Origin of the sequence: Maribacter sp. Hel_I_7, from assembly GCF_000688315.1 — a bacterium.
In the GTDB taxonomy this organism is placed as follows: Bacteria; Bacteroidota; Bacteroidia; order Flavobacteriales; family Flavobacteriaceae; genus Maribacter; species Maribacter stanieri.
This window is the reverse complement of the sequence record NZ_JHZW01000002.1, coordinates 2,184,975-2,200,394: the sequence shown is the minus strand read 5'-3', so window position 1 is coordinate 2,200,394 and position 15,420 is coordinate 2,184,975. Positions and strand designations below refer to the sequence as shown.

Genomic DNA, 15,420 nt, shown 5'->3' with positions numbered 1-15,420 from the left:
TTATAAAGGTTCCTTTAATTTATAAGTTAATTCCAAATCAGTTTCTCGACTTGCTAGAGGACTGTTAAGCTCGATAAGCCGGTCGTAAAGAATATTCTTGAAAACCATTACCGTGCTCAATTCAGCGAAACGGTAATCGATATGACACTCTTTTTCGGATAGGATGGTGAGCTTAAAGGTCTTTTCATCCTGGTCTTCGGGGTCATGGATTACCATATCGGTGGATATGTCCATTAAATCCGTGATACTATCCATATAAAAAATATCGTTCAGAATAATATGCCCTACCGTGTCGGTAATTTTGATTTCAAATAACATAGGTTCAAATTGAGATTTTAAAAGCTTTTTGTTTGTGCGACCTTGCAGTTTCCGATTGAATGGTACGTTCGCGAGATGCCCTATATAGTGCATAATAATGAGGATAATTATCCTTTAGCGATGCAATCGGTCTATAAGCTTCCAGCTTTGGCCTGCGTCCATTTTTCATCAAGGCGTAAAATGTCTTGTTGGAACCATAATGTTTATTGATTGTTAGTACCGTTTTCGTACTTTGAATGGGAATGTCATCCGTCATGACGAAAAAGTCCTTCTTCTTGATTACATCGTTTACGATCCTATATTTCAGAAGTTTGGAAATGTTTTTGGAGTTCAAAAAATCGTCAAGCGCAGTCCATTGTTTGAGAGTGCCCCCATAATTTTCTCCCGCCGTCGCTTTTAAGAATAGTTTGTCATTGAAGGTTCCAAGTGATAAACCAATTTTAGTTTCGGCAAAAGGAGTGATCGATTTTTCCCCAAGTAGGGAACGGAATTCTTCCGTTGAAAAATAAACTCGGTTCCGGTCATTGCTCACGGCAAGATAGGGTGCCAAAATCACATAATCCTTCCGGATAGTGGTCGGCACGAATATTCCGTTCTTACCATCTTCAATACGTATGGGCAGCCCACGGGATAATTGCTCGGTAATATCGGTCGGCGGTGCAATGCTCTGAATTCCGTTTTGAAGGAACTTATTCCGCGAATACATCGTTTTCAAAGCGGTATTGAAAAATGCTAGTGATTTCTTTTGGATGGTTTTATCCAGATACGCTACGTCTTTATGAAAATATCGATGTTTCATAAAGAGTTTATCGGATCGGGACGGATAAATACGTTCTACAAGTCTCACGTATTCCGAATTGTCATTGGCGTACCAAACTGGACAATTGTTCACTTTGTTGTAGGATAGGTACTTTTTGCTTTCCGACTTGCAGTACCCTAATAGAATGGACATCAAAGCAGTATCGCCCTCCAAAATGGTTATGCGTCCTACCGGAATGATCGTTCTATCTTTTTGGAACAAAAGATCTTTGTGCTTTAAGCGCGTTAATTGTTCTTTCAATGCCGTATTGATGAAACCGGAGTCGGCCAACTCAAGATTTCGAACATAACGTAACTTTTTCAAGTCGTTCAAATCATCGGTAGGATCGACCTTATATTCAAACTTCTGGAATGTATTGAAACTAGGGTCGAGAAAACGGGACACCAAGTTCCTGACTTTGAAAAAAAGTTTGATCGGACTGCGTGGGTCAAGTTTTATTTTCATGGCTTTTGGTCGGTTATAGGTTTTTCAATTTCAGGTATACTTCATACTTCAAATTGAAGGAGCTTGTTGGGTCTATCCGCTTAGCGTTTTTAATGATTTCGTAGTGAAGATGCGGACCCGTTGAAATACCGGTACTACCTACGGTTCCGATAAAATCGTGTGCGCCGATGGCCTCCCCTTCAGTAACCGAAACCGATTCCATATGGCCGTAAAGTGTTTGGAAACCATGGGAGTGGGAAACAACGATGTGTAAGCCGTGACCTTTTGGACTGTTTTTAATACGTATGACCTTTCCGGCAGCGGTAGCGTAAATCGGAGTATCCTTTGCCGCAGCCAGGTCGACACCAAAATGGTTTTTGGAAATCTTGTGTACGGGATGGTGGCGTTTGCCATAGGGACTTGAAAGAACGTAATGTTCACGAAACAAAGGAACTGCCGAGGGAACGCTATCCAAAATTTTTGGAAACAACGGAAGGAAAGGTTTTATTCGTTCCATTTGTTGGAAATTCTCCATCTGGACGAACAGTTCGCTTAGTTTTAGATATACTATGTCATCCGTCCGTGGCTCGTTTTCAGAAATTTTGGGATGCTGCGTCAAGGCACCAAGGTCTTCCGGTTCTTGAACACCCCCATAAATAAAGCGGTTGGCAATAAAACAGAGAAAGAACAATCCGACGTAAATCCAGTAGGCGGCATTTTGTGGGGTAAAATGATCGACATCGTTTGAATTGGTCACACCGCCTACTTTTGAGGCGTATCCCTTTATCCATCCGACACTTGTTTTCCTAATACTTTTCCACCAGGCCATAGTTTCTCTTTTCTAAATTTTCGACCAAAAGTTTTGACACTCCAACAAATTTATTATATTTGCTGTAATAATTGCAAATATATGTAATTTTTACACACATGAACAGTAAGTGGCGAAAATTTGACGAAACCCTCGACTTGGTTTTTCTATTGGAACATTTTGGATTGGCCGAAAAGCGGAAAATGCGGAAGTATATCAGCTATTGCGCCCATGGTTCCAGTTACATAGTTATCAGCACCGATCTGGGTTATCGGTACTATAGACCGAACGCTCCCGAAAAGAAGCTCACTCCATTTGATTTTATATTGGAGCGTATTTCACGCAACGATACAAATACCAAATCAGGGCTTTGGTCAAGGGTCGATGAGTTCTATACTTTCATAGGTAAGAATCCTGACTTTTTTTTGAACGATACATCTAAAAGTACATTGGAGACCGTTGCGCTCGATTACAATCATTTCAATGATTTCGATTCGGAGTTTTCATTGACCGTGCAAACAGCTCGGTCGGCATCCTTGCAAATCTTCGAGAATAGGATATTCGAAAATTCCAAAGGCCAATTATATTTTCCATATCGGAATCTCGCCAACAACCTTACGGGGTATGTCACGGAAAAGGGAGGCAAGCTATCCTTGCTCGCAGAAAGTGCCATATCCGAATCGGTTTGGTTCAGTAAGGTGCCCAAGACCATAAAAAATCTGGTCGTGTTGCGAAACCCAATGGAGGCCTTGGCATTTCAACGCAGGTTTGAACTGGAAAATGTGATTTTCCTGGCACTTTCCGACATCAATTACAGAAGTTCTAAAATACTCCTGCAAATCTTAAAGCGTACCAAATTGAAAAAGATGGTGCTGAGTTTTACGGGTTCCTCAAAAATCGAAGGTTATATACAGGATTTGATGCTGATCTCCTTTATCAACGATTCCCACTTTTTAGTCAGGGTCGACAAGGAGCATCTTACCGTGAAATTCCACCCCGAGGGACAGAAACCTTTGGCGAAACTGCACAATGAAATCCTGAAATACAACGGTGGTCTGACGAAGGAATACCTGAAATTCAACAAAATTACCGACCAGTCCCTACTCGATAGAAAGAGTATCGTATTGAACCAGGAGAAGGAGTGGGTAGCTTGCCGAATTCCCTATGAGGTAAATGCGCTCCGCTATTTCCTTTGGAGCTATTATCGTAATTACATGCATAAATTCATAGAAATAGTAAAACCGACAAACGCCAATTGGGCAATAGAGTATGAAGAAAACGGGGCCTATACCGGCACCGAAAAATTAAAGGCCTTTAAAATGGCCGTATAAAAAAAGGGGGCGCTCCCGCCCCCTTTTATCCTTAATTCTGAACATGAAAAATGGAAATCTCATGCTTAGAATTGTAAAGTTAACAAATGTTTATTAATCCTTAATTTAAAACTTGAAAAATGGAAAATCAAGCAGAAAAGGTTTACGTAAAGGTAAACCAAAAGTGGCAACGGGCCACGGTAACCGGAAAGCAAGACGGCAAGGTGTCCGTTATGACCAATGATGGGCAATCGTTCAACCTGCCCAAAAACAGCAAGTATTTCGAACCTATCGTTTCCAAAGACCAAAAATTCGCTTATGGCGATGTCAAGGAGCAATTGGAGGGCCAATACATCAGCTACGCAAAACTCTCTGAAAGTGTGCGTGACAATTTGGTCGAAGGGAAAGAATATTTTCACGAGTCCACCTATATTTCGGAAGGGGAGTTGAAAGAGGGCGCGAAGATGGTTCAGATGGTCTACGACCGTAATCTTGGTACTCGTTTGGACGTACAGTATCGAAGAAACGAGGTGGTAACTTTGGATAAAGCCTCGGCTTACAATCATAGCTTTAGTGCCGATGAATTCCGGCGTATGATGGAGCAGAAAGAGTTCGTGGTATTTCAAGGAAGTACGAGCGACGGAGAGGTCTTTCAAAAACTGGCCTATTATGAACCCAGATTACAAGATATCCGCACCAAATCCGCATTAACCCCGAATAAGTATTTCTACGGAGAAAAGTTGACTACTAAGCAGGCCGATGCACTCAATAAGGGCCAAGAAATAGAAATGGTCATCAAGAGCAGAAAACATGGTGTCAAACCTTATTTGGTATCCTATTCTCCGCGAAGGGAATCCTACATTACCAAAAATGTCGAGTTGGCGAAAGCCAAAACCATGGAGGTACATCAGGACGAAAAAAAAAAGCCCCGCAGTCGAGGCATGAAAGTCTGATGGATTGACTATCGACCACCAATAGGCCGTCCATCCTGGACGGCCTTTTTTACCATTTATTTTATTATACAAGACATAAGCAGTGCTCAACTTACGGCATGCTGTGTGTTTTTTTTACGCGACTATGATGATAAACTATTCCGAAGACCCCTTACATTACAAGAAACTGATAGCCCAAATCGATGAGGAGGTCGATTTTTCAGGATACTTGAATAACCAAGGATATCGGATTATGAAAAAGAGTATAGGTTCTCAAGAATTCAAGAAGAATGACGAGCGCATCGTATTACAGACCAAAAGACATCCCGTTACCTATTTTAATCGCAATGACAGTTTGGACAAGGGACGATTTTTTAAGTTCATACATACGCGCTCCGCGAATTTCTACGAAGCCATAAAATCGGGACTGGAAGTAACAGAACGAACATATCCAACGATACATACTACCACACCAAAAAAGAGCACTAAGAATTTAATCAGTTTAGAGGAACGTTATAACATTCAACCTTTGACGAAACCCATTTATTTGACCGAGGGACGACATCTTAGTTTGGAAACGCTTCATTCCGAAGCATTCAAGGGCAGAATCTTCAATGCCTTCCATATCAACGATAACAGAGGCCGTATTGCGAATGTCGCCCTTCCGAAATATGGAACGGACGGCAATATCAAAAATTACACCTTATACAATCGACCATATCGGGACAGAAAAGACGGCAAAACAAAGAAATTTCGATTATTCCTGAACGAGCGGTACAAATACCTTTTTGTTTCAAATCCAGAAGTCAAGGCGGACAAGGTGGTTTGCGTAGAAAGTGGTTTTGACGCTTTGGCATATCATGAACTACATGGGTTTCCAAAGGCCTTTTACATTTCGATGTCGGGCCATATAGATGATCGCAAGTTGGAGCAGTTTTTCCAATGGAATACCTTGGTTGGAGGGGCCACTAATCTACCGATTCATTTAGCATTTGACCATGATATCGAAGGAATGCGCTACGATCTTATGGTTGTGAGGAGTTGGATCAATCGACGGTCGGACCGCGTATTTATGGAACTTGATTGGAAGCGACCGAATATGCAAATTAAGCTGAACTATCATTCCGGCTCTCTGGCCGAAATGGAGCGGGATGCAGACTTTATCAATAAGCAAATTGCCAGTGGCCCGGAAGGGATAGCGCTGGTTTTTGAAAAGGCGATCTGTTTTAAGGACAAGGTGGTTTGGGAACTCGATCTTGACAGAATACAACAGTTTTCACAAGCAACAAGAAGCTATTGGAAGAAGGTAATCGGTATCCTTTCCGAATGTTTTACAAGGGGCACTATTAAAATAGATAAATCTCCTAACCAAAAAGATTGGAACGATGAACTGATTTCGGTAAAAAAAAAGTTTCATTGTCAGCTAGCTCATCTCTAACGAACAAGATGGAAGAACAACAGAAGAAACGCAAACGGAAAGGATATGCAAGATAAGAACAAGGGGTACATGGGAATGTACTTGTCAGCTTTCTACTTCGTCATTATCGCCTTTCGGGAATATTATGCGCTGTATGTTTATCACTATGGTCAACAACCTTTATTGGATAAGACCTACACGTATTTCGTGAAATCCGGTTTACCTACCAAGGGTATGATGGCGCGTGTGCTGTTATTAGGTCTTTTGATGGGCGGGATCATGATATACAGACCCATCAAGAAGGAAAATATCGATCGCACAAAAAGTGTTGTAGGATTTACAATTTCCCTAAGTATTCTTTTTATATCAGGTCTTCCTTACGGAACCGCATTGAGCGGCATGTATATCACTTTGATGCTTTTAGCCTGTGCTTATCTGGGCCTGATGACCTATGGTATGCGTTTGTTCCAGTTTCTCGATTTTATGAACTTGGCCGATAAAGACCCGTTCAACGATGCGAACGAAACTTTTGAGCAGACCGAAGAGCGAATCGATACGCCCCACTCCGTAAATATTCCGTATGCCTATACCCACAAGGGGAAACAACGAAAAGGGTGGATCAATTTTGTCAATCTTTTTCGGTCTTTGCTGGTTATCGGAACCCCAGGTAGCGGTAAGTCTTTTTCGGTAATCGAGGAAATCATGGCGCAGTTCATCGATAAGAAATTCGCTATGGTCATCTACGACTTCAAGTTCGACACCTTGACCCGAAAAGCCAATGGATACTTGCAAGAAGCCAAAAAAAAGCAGGGGGATAATTCTGAAATACCTTTTCCAAAATTGTATCGAATTTGCTTTGACGACCTGAGAATGACCCATAAAAACAACCCTATGGATCCCTACAGACTGACGAATCAATCGGATGCCATCGATACCGCCGCGACCCTTATGAAGAACTTGAACCCGGAATGGATCAAGAGGCAGGACTACTTTTCGCGAAGTGCAATCAGTTATACCGGAGGCTGTATCTGGTATCTTAAGAAAAAATCCGAGGAGACCGGAAACTATATCTGTACCCCAGGTCATTTGACCATACTGACAACGGTCAAAATCGATATACTAATGGAAATCATGACCAAGGACGTCGAAATGAGACAAATACTTGTACCCTTTCGTGACGCGCTCGAAAAAGAGGCCATGGAACAATTATCGGGTCAGACCAGTACCGTTCAGATAAGCCTTTCCAGTATGGCGACCAAAGAAATTTTTTATGTGATGTCCGGCAATGACTTTAGTCTTGATGTCAATGAACCAAGATATCCTAAAATCGTATCGCTTCAGAACAATCCCGAGCGCAAAGAAGTCTACTCCGCTCCTTTGGGCCTGTATATGAACACCATTCTAAAACAGGTCAACAAACCGGGCAAGCGCCCGATGGCCCTTATCATCGACGAAGTGCCAACGTTGTTCATCATGTTGTTACGGACTATTATCGATACCGGTCGGGAAAACAAGATTGCCACTATCTTAGGTCTACAAAGCGTAGGGCAGCTTATCTTGGACTATGGCAGGGAATTGGCCGATGTCATTTACGCCAACTGCGCCAATGTTATTTGCGGTGCGGCCAAAGGGGAGACCGCACGGCGATTGAGCGAACTTTTTGGAAAAATACATCAAGAACGAATTTCAAAAAATACGAGCAGTTCCGATGTGAGTACCAATTGGAGCACACAAATGATGGAACTTTTGCCCAAAAGTAAGGTGGCTTCAATGTCGACGGGTCATTTCGCCGGGATTTTGGCGGATACTTTCGAGCATCAGATACCGGAGAAAAAATGTTATGGCCAGCTACTTCCGGATATTGAAGGAAAAGAACGGGCCATGAAACATGAGCTACCCATTGTCAACGATTTCAGACCTGCGGATTACAAGGAACGTTTTGATGCGGAAATGAAACTTATCCGGGAACTGGAACTTCCGAAAAAAACCAGTCTACTTTTCGCGAGAGAAATCGGTTACATCGAGTTTTACGGAGCGCATCTGGACAAAGTGGGCAAGAGTAGTTTTTCCAACGGTACCAAACGCAGAATCTTTAAAAGCGTGGTCAAGGAACTTCGCCTTTTCGAATACAAGAGTTCAATTTTAGAACTTTTAAACGAAGATGCCGATTCCCTTAAGTGGGGAAAGCTGTTCGGACACATTATAGAAGAGTTTTTGGTGCAAACGGAAATGGACCGGGTAGCTCAGGCGAAATTTGATCAGATCATCAACGAAGTCGATGAATTGGTCAAGGACGAGTATAGGCGCAGCACCGGAAAGGAACTGAAGAGTGCCATATTTGACGAAAAGAAAATAAATGGTGAAATTGCAAAGTCGTTAAATAATTCGGAGACGGAAGTTGCCGAGTTTATGGATAACTTTGAAAAAGAATTGGAAGACCCCGAAATGAGCATTTTGGCCGACCTCCAAGAAGAATCAGAAAACATTTTTGAGGAGAAATTTTCCTCTCATCCCATAGAAAATTTTGAATAATGGATATTGAATCAATCATTGCACTAGACTCCAAAGACCTTGGATATATCGGGGAACGCTTGAGGGAAATACGACTTGAACTCGTCGAACTGGACGATATAGAGGACAAACGGTTCAGTGCGTTCTCCATTACCAATTTGAGCGAATACCTGAACATGGACCGCGCCACTTTGGCCAATGTCGAGCGCGGTTCTTCAATGGTCAATTCGATAAAGATCATTCTCTATTTCTATAGCCTTGGGTACAATCCCATATGGATTCTTTTGCCCGACAATGAATTTATACAAAAGCGGAAGCTTGGGGAGAATATGGTCTATCAGGAAGGTCTTCAAGAAAAATTCCTTGAACTGGAAGAACGTGTGTCGGATGCCATAAAGGATTTTAAATCCGAATTATAGCATCTTTTCGCAGCCCTTAAGTCGACTGGCTTTTAATTTCTTGTAACCGCATAATCCCCTCCTTCGAATACCTACAAAGCAATGGTCATTGCTATATAGCAATATAGATTCAATGCGTTATAGCTGTATAGCAACAATGCTATATAGCCATATAGCGTCATTGTGTTATTGCATCGAATGCCCATAGTACCATATGGCCATATGACGCTATAATCATATGACCATATAAATTTAAAAGTATACCTATGGAAACAAAAATTATCTCCTGTACGGGCGAAAAGGGCGGTTGTGGCAAAACGACCCTGAACATCATCCTGGCCACCAACCTTTTCCATTTGTACGGTAAAAAGGTCGTATTGATCGATATGGACAATCCGCAGTATTCGGTCTACAAAAAGCGGAAACGGGATTTGTCGCAAATCGGTAACATGGAAACAAATGCCTTTCCCGTGGAACGGGCGACCATCCATACCTTGGAACCGTTGATCAAAAAATATTATGGTACCATGGATTTTATTATCATCGATTTTCCCGGAAACCTGAACGAGGAGATGGTCAGGGGTCTTCTCTATGTGGAACACATCTTTATTCCCTTTTTTCTCGACGAATTGGAAATCGATAGTACTGCTGTTTTCTATAAGACGTTACGGAAGAATTTTCTGGGCAATGACAATAGGGTATTACGTTCCGTCAATCTTTTTTTTAACCGTTATGAACTCGTCAAGGTAAATAAGTTCAATGCGGTCCGCAATACTCTGGCGAGCGCGGGAATGCCCATGATGCGACAAGTGGTTATGGAACGAACCATTTACAGGGAGAAATATCGGAATACGCTCGTTCCCATCCCTTTATCTAAAGAAAACGGAGAACGAGGGCTTAAGCGATTTATGGAAGAAGTACTTGAAATATCAAAAAACTGAATATGGGAAAGAAGTTAAACGTCAAAGATTTGCTCGAATCAGCGATTTTGGACAATATGGATACACAAAAAGAAGTTAAAGGTCTCAGGGATGAGCGCGACCCGGACATGGAAAAGGATAATTTGACCGGTAATGATTCGGAAAATTTCAGACCGCAACATTTGATTAGGGATAGTTTTCCCACGTCTAACTTAAATGAGAGTGAACGAAAAGAGGTAGCGGATTTCGAAATGTTTCTTGAGCAGGATCGGTACACCGATAAGAAGGAACAGTTCATCTTTCGGTTGAGCAAGACCTGTTTCGAAGATTACGAAAAACTGGCAAGCGCCTATAATTATAAGTTGAACAAAAAAGTGTCACGCAATGACATCATGCGAAAGGCCTTGGAACTGTATCATGAAAAAAGCGTTATAAGATTAAAAGATATTATCGATAAGATTTGAATTGGCAATGGGAACATATCGTCTATGTGGTCATCTGTACTCTAGGGTTACTTTGGTACATGGTCGTCTTTGTCATACTCAAACGAAATAAAAAAGAAAAGAAAGTTCAGGAAAATGATTCATTTGTGCAAAAATCTTCTATATTTGTAAAAAACACATCTTTAAAGGAAAAAGATATGGACCAGTTACTCAACCGTGTCGATGAAAACGAAACCAGCTCAGAGCTGTTGGATATTTTCAATGCTTCCGATAAGGATGTTCAGAATGAATCCTTAATTCCAGAACATGAAAAATTTAAGATTATCAAAAATTCCGAACCGCCGCCGGAAACGGAGGTGGACGATTCCGTGTAGTTATTTCTTGACTTTCTTCATTACTCTTGCCTTCCATCAGCTTGGCTATGCCCAAATCGACGAACTTGTCGACCAGGTCAACCAAGCGGAACAGGGTACGGTCCAGATCGGCAACAGTATTTTCAGAATCATTAAAGTTGCCGCTAGCGTTCTATTGGGGATCGCGGCCATTGCCTTTCTGATTATCAGGGAACAGAATCAGGACATGGCACGTAAAGTGGGCAATGTTATTTTGGGGCTGGTCATTTTCTATGGCCTTATCGAGATTGGGGAAAACTTGGCCGGGTAGCGATGGAAAACAAGCTGGTAAGAATCCCAAAGGCCCTTCAGAAGGATGTCTTCTTCTTCGGGCTACGCGCTAAATATGTGGACCAAGCCTTCAAAGGCACGTTCCTCTCCTTGATGTTGGGGCTGTTTTTGAGTACGGTCATACCTACTTTTCTCAGTCTTATACTTTCCTTTTGTACTGCGGCACTTTACATCGGGCTGATGTTCTTCTATTCCAAAGCCTATGGTGAAAACGGTTTTATTAAATCCCGAGCGGACAAGAAAGGCCCGGATGCCATCAAAGGGCATGTGAACAAAAAACTCCTCGTGCTATGGAAAAAACGGTAAATCTATTGGACGCCTTTCCCATTTATGGGTACGAGGCCCCTATTCTGGTGTCGAAAGAAAAAGGTTGTATCAGTATTCCGTTGGAATTGGAGCTTCCGGAAATCTACACTATGGATGGAAAGGACTATTTGAACCTGAACCGGATAGTCTCCGGTATTCTGGAAATAATGGGGGGAAATTGCCTGTTGCACAAACAGGATCTTTTCTTCGGGGAAACCTATGCCGTTGATCCTTTGCGGATGAAACGCGATTTTTTCGAGACGCAGGATGAACTCTATTTTAAGAATAGACCTTTTTTAAGACACCGTTCTTTTTTGGCGATTCACAAGGTACCCAAGGGCTATATTGGCCGAACACCCCTAGGTGTCAATTCTTTTTTGAAAAAGGAACGCGGTTTCTATGGGAAAAACCCGCTACCCGCAGAATATTTGAACACAGAGGTCATGGCCGATTTCGAGGCCCGTGTCGGGGCCGTGAACGACCTGATTAACGATTCCGGTTTGATAGGTTCCAAAATATTGGGATATGAAGAACTTTTCGGATCGGCCGGGTACTACGACAATTATCTGGAAGCAAGCTACCAAACGGGTACTGGCAAGGATGTTGATTTTTCGGGGAACACCTTGCACATCGGGGACAAACAGGGGCAGTATTTTACGCTGGAAAACTTGGACCAATTTTCAAAAGAGGATATGGCCTTTCACGAGTACTTCGGAAAATACACCACCGGTGAAAACCTGTTCCCTATCGGGAACCTGTTCTCTTTGGGCTTCAAGATCCCACACGAACATATCATCAACCAATACATCTATATCCCAGAGAAGGAAAAGGCCATGGGCAGGCTAAGGTCAAAGGCGAAACGCTTGAACAAGTACGCCACCAATCGCAAAGGGGACAAAAACAGCACCTACCGGGACCAAATCTATGAGTTCCAACAATCGATACTGAACGACCACAAGGAATTGGTGTATTACCACCTGAACGTATTGGGATTGGCCGATTCCAAAAAGACCTTTCGGTCGATGTGCAACACCGTAAAATCCGCATTCGGAAAATTGGGCATCCATGCCAAGGAAAATTCCGTGGACCGCAAAAATCTATTTTTCGGGGGCATTCTCGGTAACGGCATCGGTACGAGTATGGAACTGTACAGTCCGTTCTCCTCAGAAATGGCTTCCAGTCTATGGTATTTCGAAGGAGGTTATAAAAATAAGCTTCACGGTCCACACGGGCTGCGTATGGTCGATAGGGCCACGGGACAACCTTTACTGGTCAGCCTCTATCGCGAGCCGGAAAAAAAAGACTGGATTTTCAACCGGGGTATGCTCATCGCATCGGGATCGGGCGGAGGGAAGACTTTCTTTACAAACGCCTATCTGTACTCTGAATATCGGGAAGGTGCGGAAATTTTGATTCTTGAAAACGGAAATTCATATGACAAGCTATTGGACCAACTGAACGGGGTCACAATAGCGAACGACGACCAAAACCCGTTTACCTTCAATCCCTTTATACTCGATCCTATAGATGTTGTCGTTAAGGATGGCAAGAAAACCCTGACCGAACATAAACTGACCCAACTTATCGCTTTGGTGTATTTGCTATATGGGCGTAAGGATAATGAAGCAGGGGATACCCATGATAGTGCGGTAGTCCGTACGATCATCGAATTCTTGGTTCAGGGATATTATCAGCATCAGTTTTCTAATGGTAGTTCCGACGATTCTTTTAATACATTCTACGACTACACACATCAAAATTTGAAAGCCCTAATGCAAACGAAGGGCATCCGGGATGAAATATTCGACCCCAATCTGTTCTTATTGTTGCTCAGCAAATACGCTCACGAGGGACCGAGGGCCTATCTCTTGAATAGCAGGGATAAAAGAATAGCCCAACTGAGCCAGGAAAGACTGGTCTATTTCAAATTGGAAAATCTGGTCAATAATGAAGAACTTTTTCCCATCGTGGCATTTTTGATGATCGACGTGTTCGACAAAAAGTTGAAGGATTCAAAGAAACTTTCCCTCAACAAAATATTGGCCGTGGACGAGGCGTGGAATCTGTTCGACAACCCCATTATGGCCCACTATTTCGATGCGAAATCCAGAATGGCAAGAAAGTATGGAGGACAGCCCATATTCATATCACAGAAGGTCGACGATTTCGTAAAATCAAAATTTATCGGCAAGACCATCGTGGTTAACAGTCATATCAAAGTGCTGCTCGACCTTGGTGAATTCGCCAACTCCTTTGATGAAATCCAGAAGATATTGGGTCTGAACGCCAAACAAAAGCAACTGAACCTTTCCGTCAACAAGGATCTGCCGACAGGTCGAAAACTAAGGGAAATGGCAATTTGTTGGAAGGAACGGGTCAAGGTTTTTGGACTGGAAACATCCTTACCGACCAAATGCCTGTTCGAAACGAATCCGAACGAAAAAGCAAAAATCAATAGGCTGCATGAACAGCACGGTTATGATTGGGAACGAACCGCGATCGCATATAAACAATTGGAGATGGAACAAACCGATAGGGATTCGAAAACCCTGAACGGAAATAGTAAGAACACTTAAAACCAAAAAAATGAAAAATCAAAGACTAAAAATGGCTATTGCTATATGTTTTATAGGGATACTCCCTTGTTTGGCAACTGCGCAGATTCCGGTGACCGATGTAGCGGCGAACGCACAATTGGTACTGCTCAACTCAAATGTGGCGACGCTCAATTCGCAATTGGCAACGTTGAACGCGACCATGGGCAAGCTATTAGCACAGATGGAACGCAACGTTACTGCCAATTCCAGTTCCTCCAAAATCCTGAGTCAAGACCTGAGCGCGAAAAGAACGCCGGCCAGCTATGTCATGGGAAGTCCTGAAATGAACGAACTCTACGAACTAAAGGATAAGATCATAGCCGCCTATAAGGGTACGCAGAAGAACCTGCGAACCTTTACCAACTTGGAAAAAGTGGAAAAGAAGAGGGCTGCCGAGACATTGGCGGATGCCGTTTTACAGGTATCCTCCCTTGTTTCCCAAGGTTCACAAATTGCCTCCACCGGTGAGATTATCGAATCAGCGGACAGGCTATCGGCGCTCAGATCGATTTTGGAAAAGATGAACGGGTTATTGGACGATGTCATCAAAGTCAACACATCCCTTCTACAAAAAAACGAACACCGTAAAGCCGTCCAATCACTTATAAAAACAAATTAATGAACGCCTTACAATCAAGTTCGGGCTTTCGGGTAACGGTCAATTCCATATTCGACCAGTACATCGGCGATGCTTTTGCCAGTTTGGGGCCTACGTTGAGCATCGGATTCGGAATGGCGAAAATCGGTTTGGGCATTTTTGCCCTTACACACTTTGCAGGTAATGATCGAGCGGATGTTATTAAGGCGTTGAAATGGTTTCCCTTAATGTTCATTTTGTTCAACTATTCGGAATTCGCACACGCCATTTTTGAATTTTACAATAATCTAGGTTCATCGTTTGTTAGCACCCAAAAAAGTTGGGATACCATCGGACAAAAGATAGCTTTGGCGCAGATCGATGTAGCGGCGAACAACCTTGTGGAATGGAACCTGTTGAGCATGGACATCGATGGGCTACAGTCGTTCGCCCTTACCGGACTGGCCGGTTCGATAACGGCGTTCGCACATATTATTTCCACCTTGATATTCATCGGCATCAAGGCATTGGCCACCATTTATCTTTTCATCCTTATCATTTTCGGGCCTATCAATATCGGACTTTCGTTCATTCCAGCTATTTCGGGACTCTGGAAAGCATGGCTGCAAAAGTTCATGAGTATCTGTCTTTGGCTGCCCATGCTCTACGTGGTGGATATGTTCATGGTCAACCTTGTGGACCAGTTGGTCGATCATTTGCTTCGATACGGTTCCTATGATCTGGGACTGATCTTAAGTTCGTCCATGTTGATACTGATGACCTCTTTTTTTTATATCAAGGCACCCACTTTGGCAAATTTTGTAGTCCAAGGCCTTAATATTTCAGGGGGTGGAATCGTCGCCAAACCGAAACACTATGGTAAAAAAGCGATTCAAACGGCTATGGACGCAAAAAGCGGTGGGGCTACCAAAGCTGTCCGAACATTAATCCAATAAT

The 15,420-nt window shown here is 42.7% G+C and carries 16 protein-coding genes; 13 read left to right on the top strand and 3 right to left on the bottom strand.

The window, feature by feature from the left end; all coding sequences use genetic code 11:
* The 3 genes from P178_RS0111155 to P178_RS22675 all read right to left on the bottom strand — a co-directional run bounded on the left by P178_RS0111155 (position 1) and on the right by P178_RS22675 (position 2,390).
* Positions 1-234: a hypothetical protein gene (locus tag P178_RS0111155; RefSeq protein ID WP_155941622.1), complete on the bottom strand. Its 234-nt coding sequence runs from the start codon at positions 232-234 to the stop codon at positions 1-3.
* 88 nt (positions 235-322) lie between these two features.
* The gene (locus P178_RS0111150; protein ID WP_027066299.1) at positions 323-1,582 is read right to left on the bottom strand and encodes a hypothetical protein; all 1,260 of its coding nucleotides are present in this window, start codon (positions 1,580-1,582) and stop codon (positions 323-325) included.
* Between the two features lie 13 nt (positions 1,583-1,595).
* Positions 1,596-2,390 (bottom strand): M23 family metallopeptidase, encoded by a 795-nt coding sequence (locus tag P178_RS22675; RefSeq protein WP_051638246.1) that lies wholly within the window; start codon positions 2,388-2,390, stop codon positions 1,596-1,598.
* A gap of 98 nt (positions 2,391-2,488) precedes the next feature.
* Between P178_RS22675 and P178_RS0111140 the strand changes: the two genes are divergently transcribed.
* From P178_RS0111140 to P178_RS0111080, 13 genes are all read left to right on the top strand, one after another.
* Positions 2,489-3,700: a hypothetical protein gene (locus P178_RS0111140; protein ID WP_027066298.1), complete on the top strand. Its 1,212-nt coding sequence runs from the start codon at positions 2,489-2,491 to the stop codon at positions 3,698-3,700.
* A 119-nt stretch (positions 3,701-3,819) separates the two neighbouring features.
* Positions 3,820-4,632: a hypothetical protein gene (locus P178_RS0111135; protein WP_027066297.1), complete on the top strand. Its 813-nt coding sequence runs from the start codon at positions 3,820-3,822 to the stop codon at positions 4,630-4,632.
* A 232-nt stretch (positions 4,633-4,864) separates the two neighbouring features.
* Positions 4,865-6,049: a hypothetical protein gene (locus P178_RS0111130; protein ID WP_155941621.1), complete on the top strand. Its 1,185-nt coding sequence runs from the start codon at positions 4,865-4,867 to the stop codon at positions 6,047-6,049.
* Between the two features lie 45 nt (positions 6,050-6,094).
* Complete coding sequence (locus tag P178_RS22670) at positions 6,095-8,560, top strand: type IV secretory system conjugative DNA transfer family protein (protein ID WP_051638245.1); 2,466 nt, start codon at positions 6,095-6,097, stop codon at positions 8,558-8,560.
* A complete protein-coding gene (locus P178_RS0111120) occupies positions 8,560-8,958 on the top strand; it encodes a hypothetical protein (protein ID WP_027066295.1) in 399 nt (132 codons plus the stop codon). Before P178_RS22670 ends, P178_RS0111120 begins: the two co-directional genes overlap by 1 nt.
* Positions 8,959-9,203: 245 nt before the next feature.
* A complete protein-coding gene (locus P178_RS0111115) occupies positions 9,204-9,878 on the top strand; it encodes a ParA family protein (RefSeq protein WP_027066294.1) in 675 nt (224 codons plus the stop codon).
* Between the two features lie 2 nt (positions 9,879-9,880).
* A complete protein-coding gene (locus tag P178_RS0111110) occupies positions 9,881-10,321 on the top strand; it encodes a hypothetical protein (RefSeq protein WP_027066293.1) in 441 nt (146 codons plus the stop codon).
* Positions 10,322-10,380: 59 nt separating this feature from the next.
* The gene (locus tag P178_RS0111105; protein WP_027066292.1) at positions 10,381-10,674 is read left to right on the top strand and encodes a hypothetical protein; all 294 of its coding nucleotides are present in this window, start codon (positions 10,381-10,383) and stop codon (positions 10,672-10,674) included.
* Positions 10,607-10,963, top strand: a complete 357-nt coding sequence (locus tag P178_RS0111100; protein WP_197026796.1) for a hypothetical protein — start codon at positions 10,607-10,609, stop codon at positions 10,961-10,963. Before P178_RS0111105 ends, P178_RS0111100 begins: the two co-directional genes overlap by 68 nt.
* 2 nt (positions 10,964-10,965) lie before the next feature.
* A complete protein-coding gene (locus P178_RS0111095) occupies positions 10,966-11,289 on the top strand; it encodes a DUF4133 domain-containing protein (RefSeq protein ID WP_027066290.1) in 324 nt (107 codons plus the stop codon).
* The gene (locus tag P178_RS0111090) at positions 11,274-13,865 is read left to right on the top strand and encodes a TraG family conjugative transposon ATPase (protein WP_027066289.1); all 2,592 of its coding nucleotides are present in this window, start codon (positions 11,274-11,276) and stop codon (positions 13,863-13,865) included. Before P178_RS0111095 ends, P178_RS0111090 begins: the two co-directional genes overlap by 16 nt.
* A gap of 10 nt (positions 13,866-13,875) precedes the next feature.
* On the top strand, positions 13,876-14,505 hold the full coding sequence (locus P178_RS0111085; RefSeq protein WP_027066288.1) for a hypothetical protein: 630 nt from the start codon (positions 13,876-13,878) through the stop codon (positions 14,503-14,505).
* Positions 14,505-15,419 carry a type IV secretion system protein gene (locus P178_RS0111080; protein ID WP_027066287.1) on the top strand — a complete coding sequence of 305 codons (915 nt, stop codon included), beginning with the start codon at positions 14,505-14,507 and terminating at the stop codon, positions 15,417-15,419. The genes P178_RS0111085 and P178_RS0111080 overlap by 1 nt, the downstream gene beginning before the upstream one ends.
* Position 15,420 lies beyond the last annotated feature (1 nt).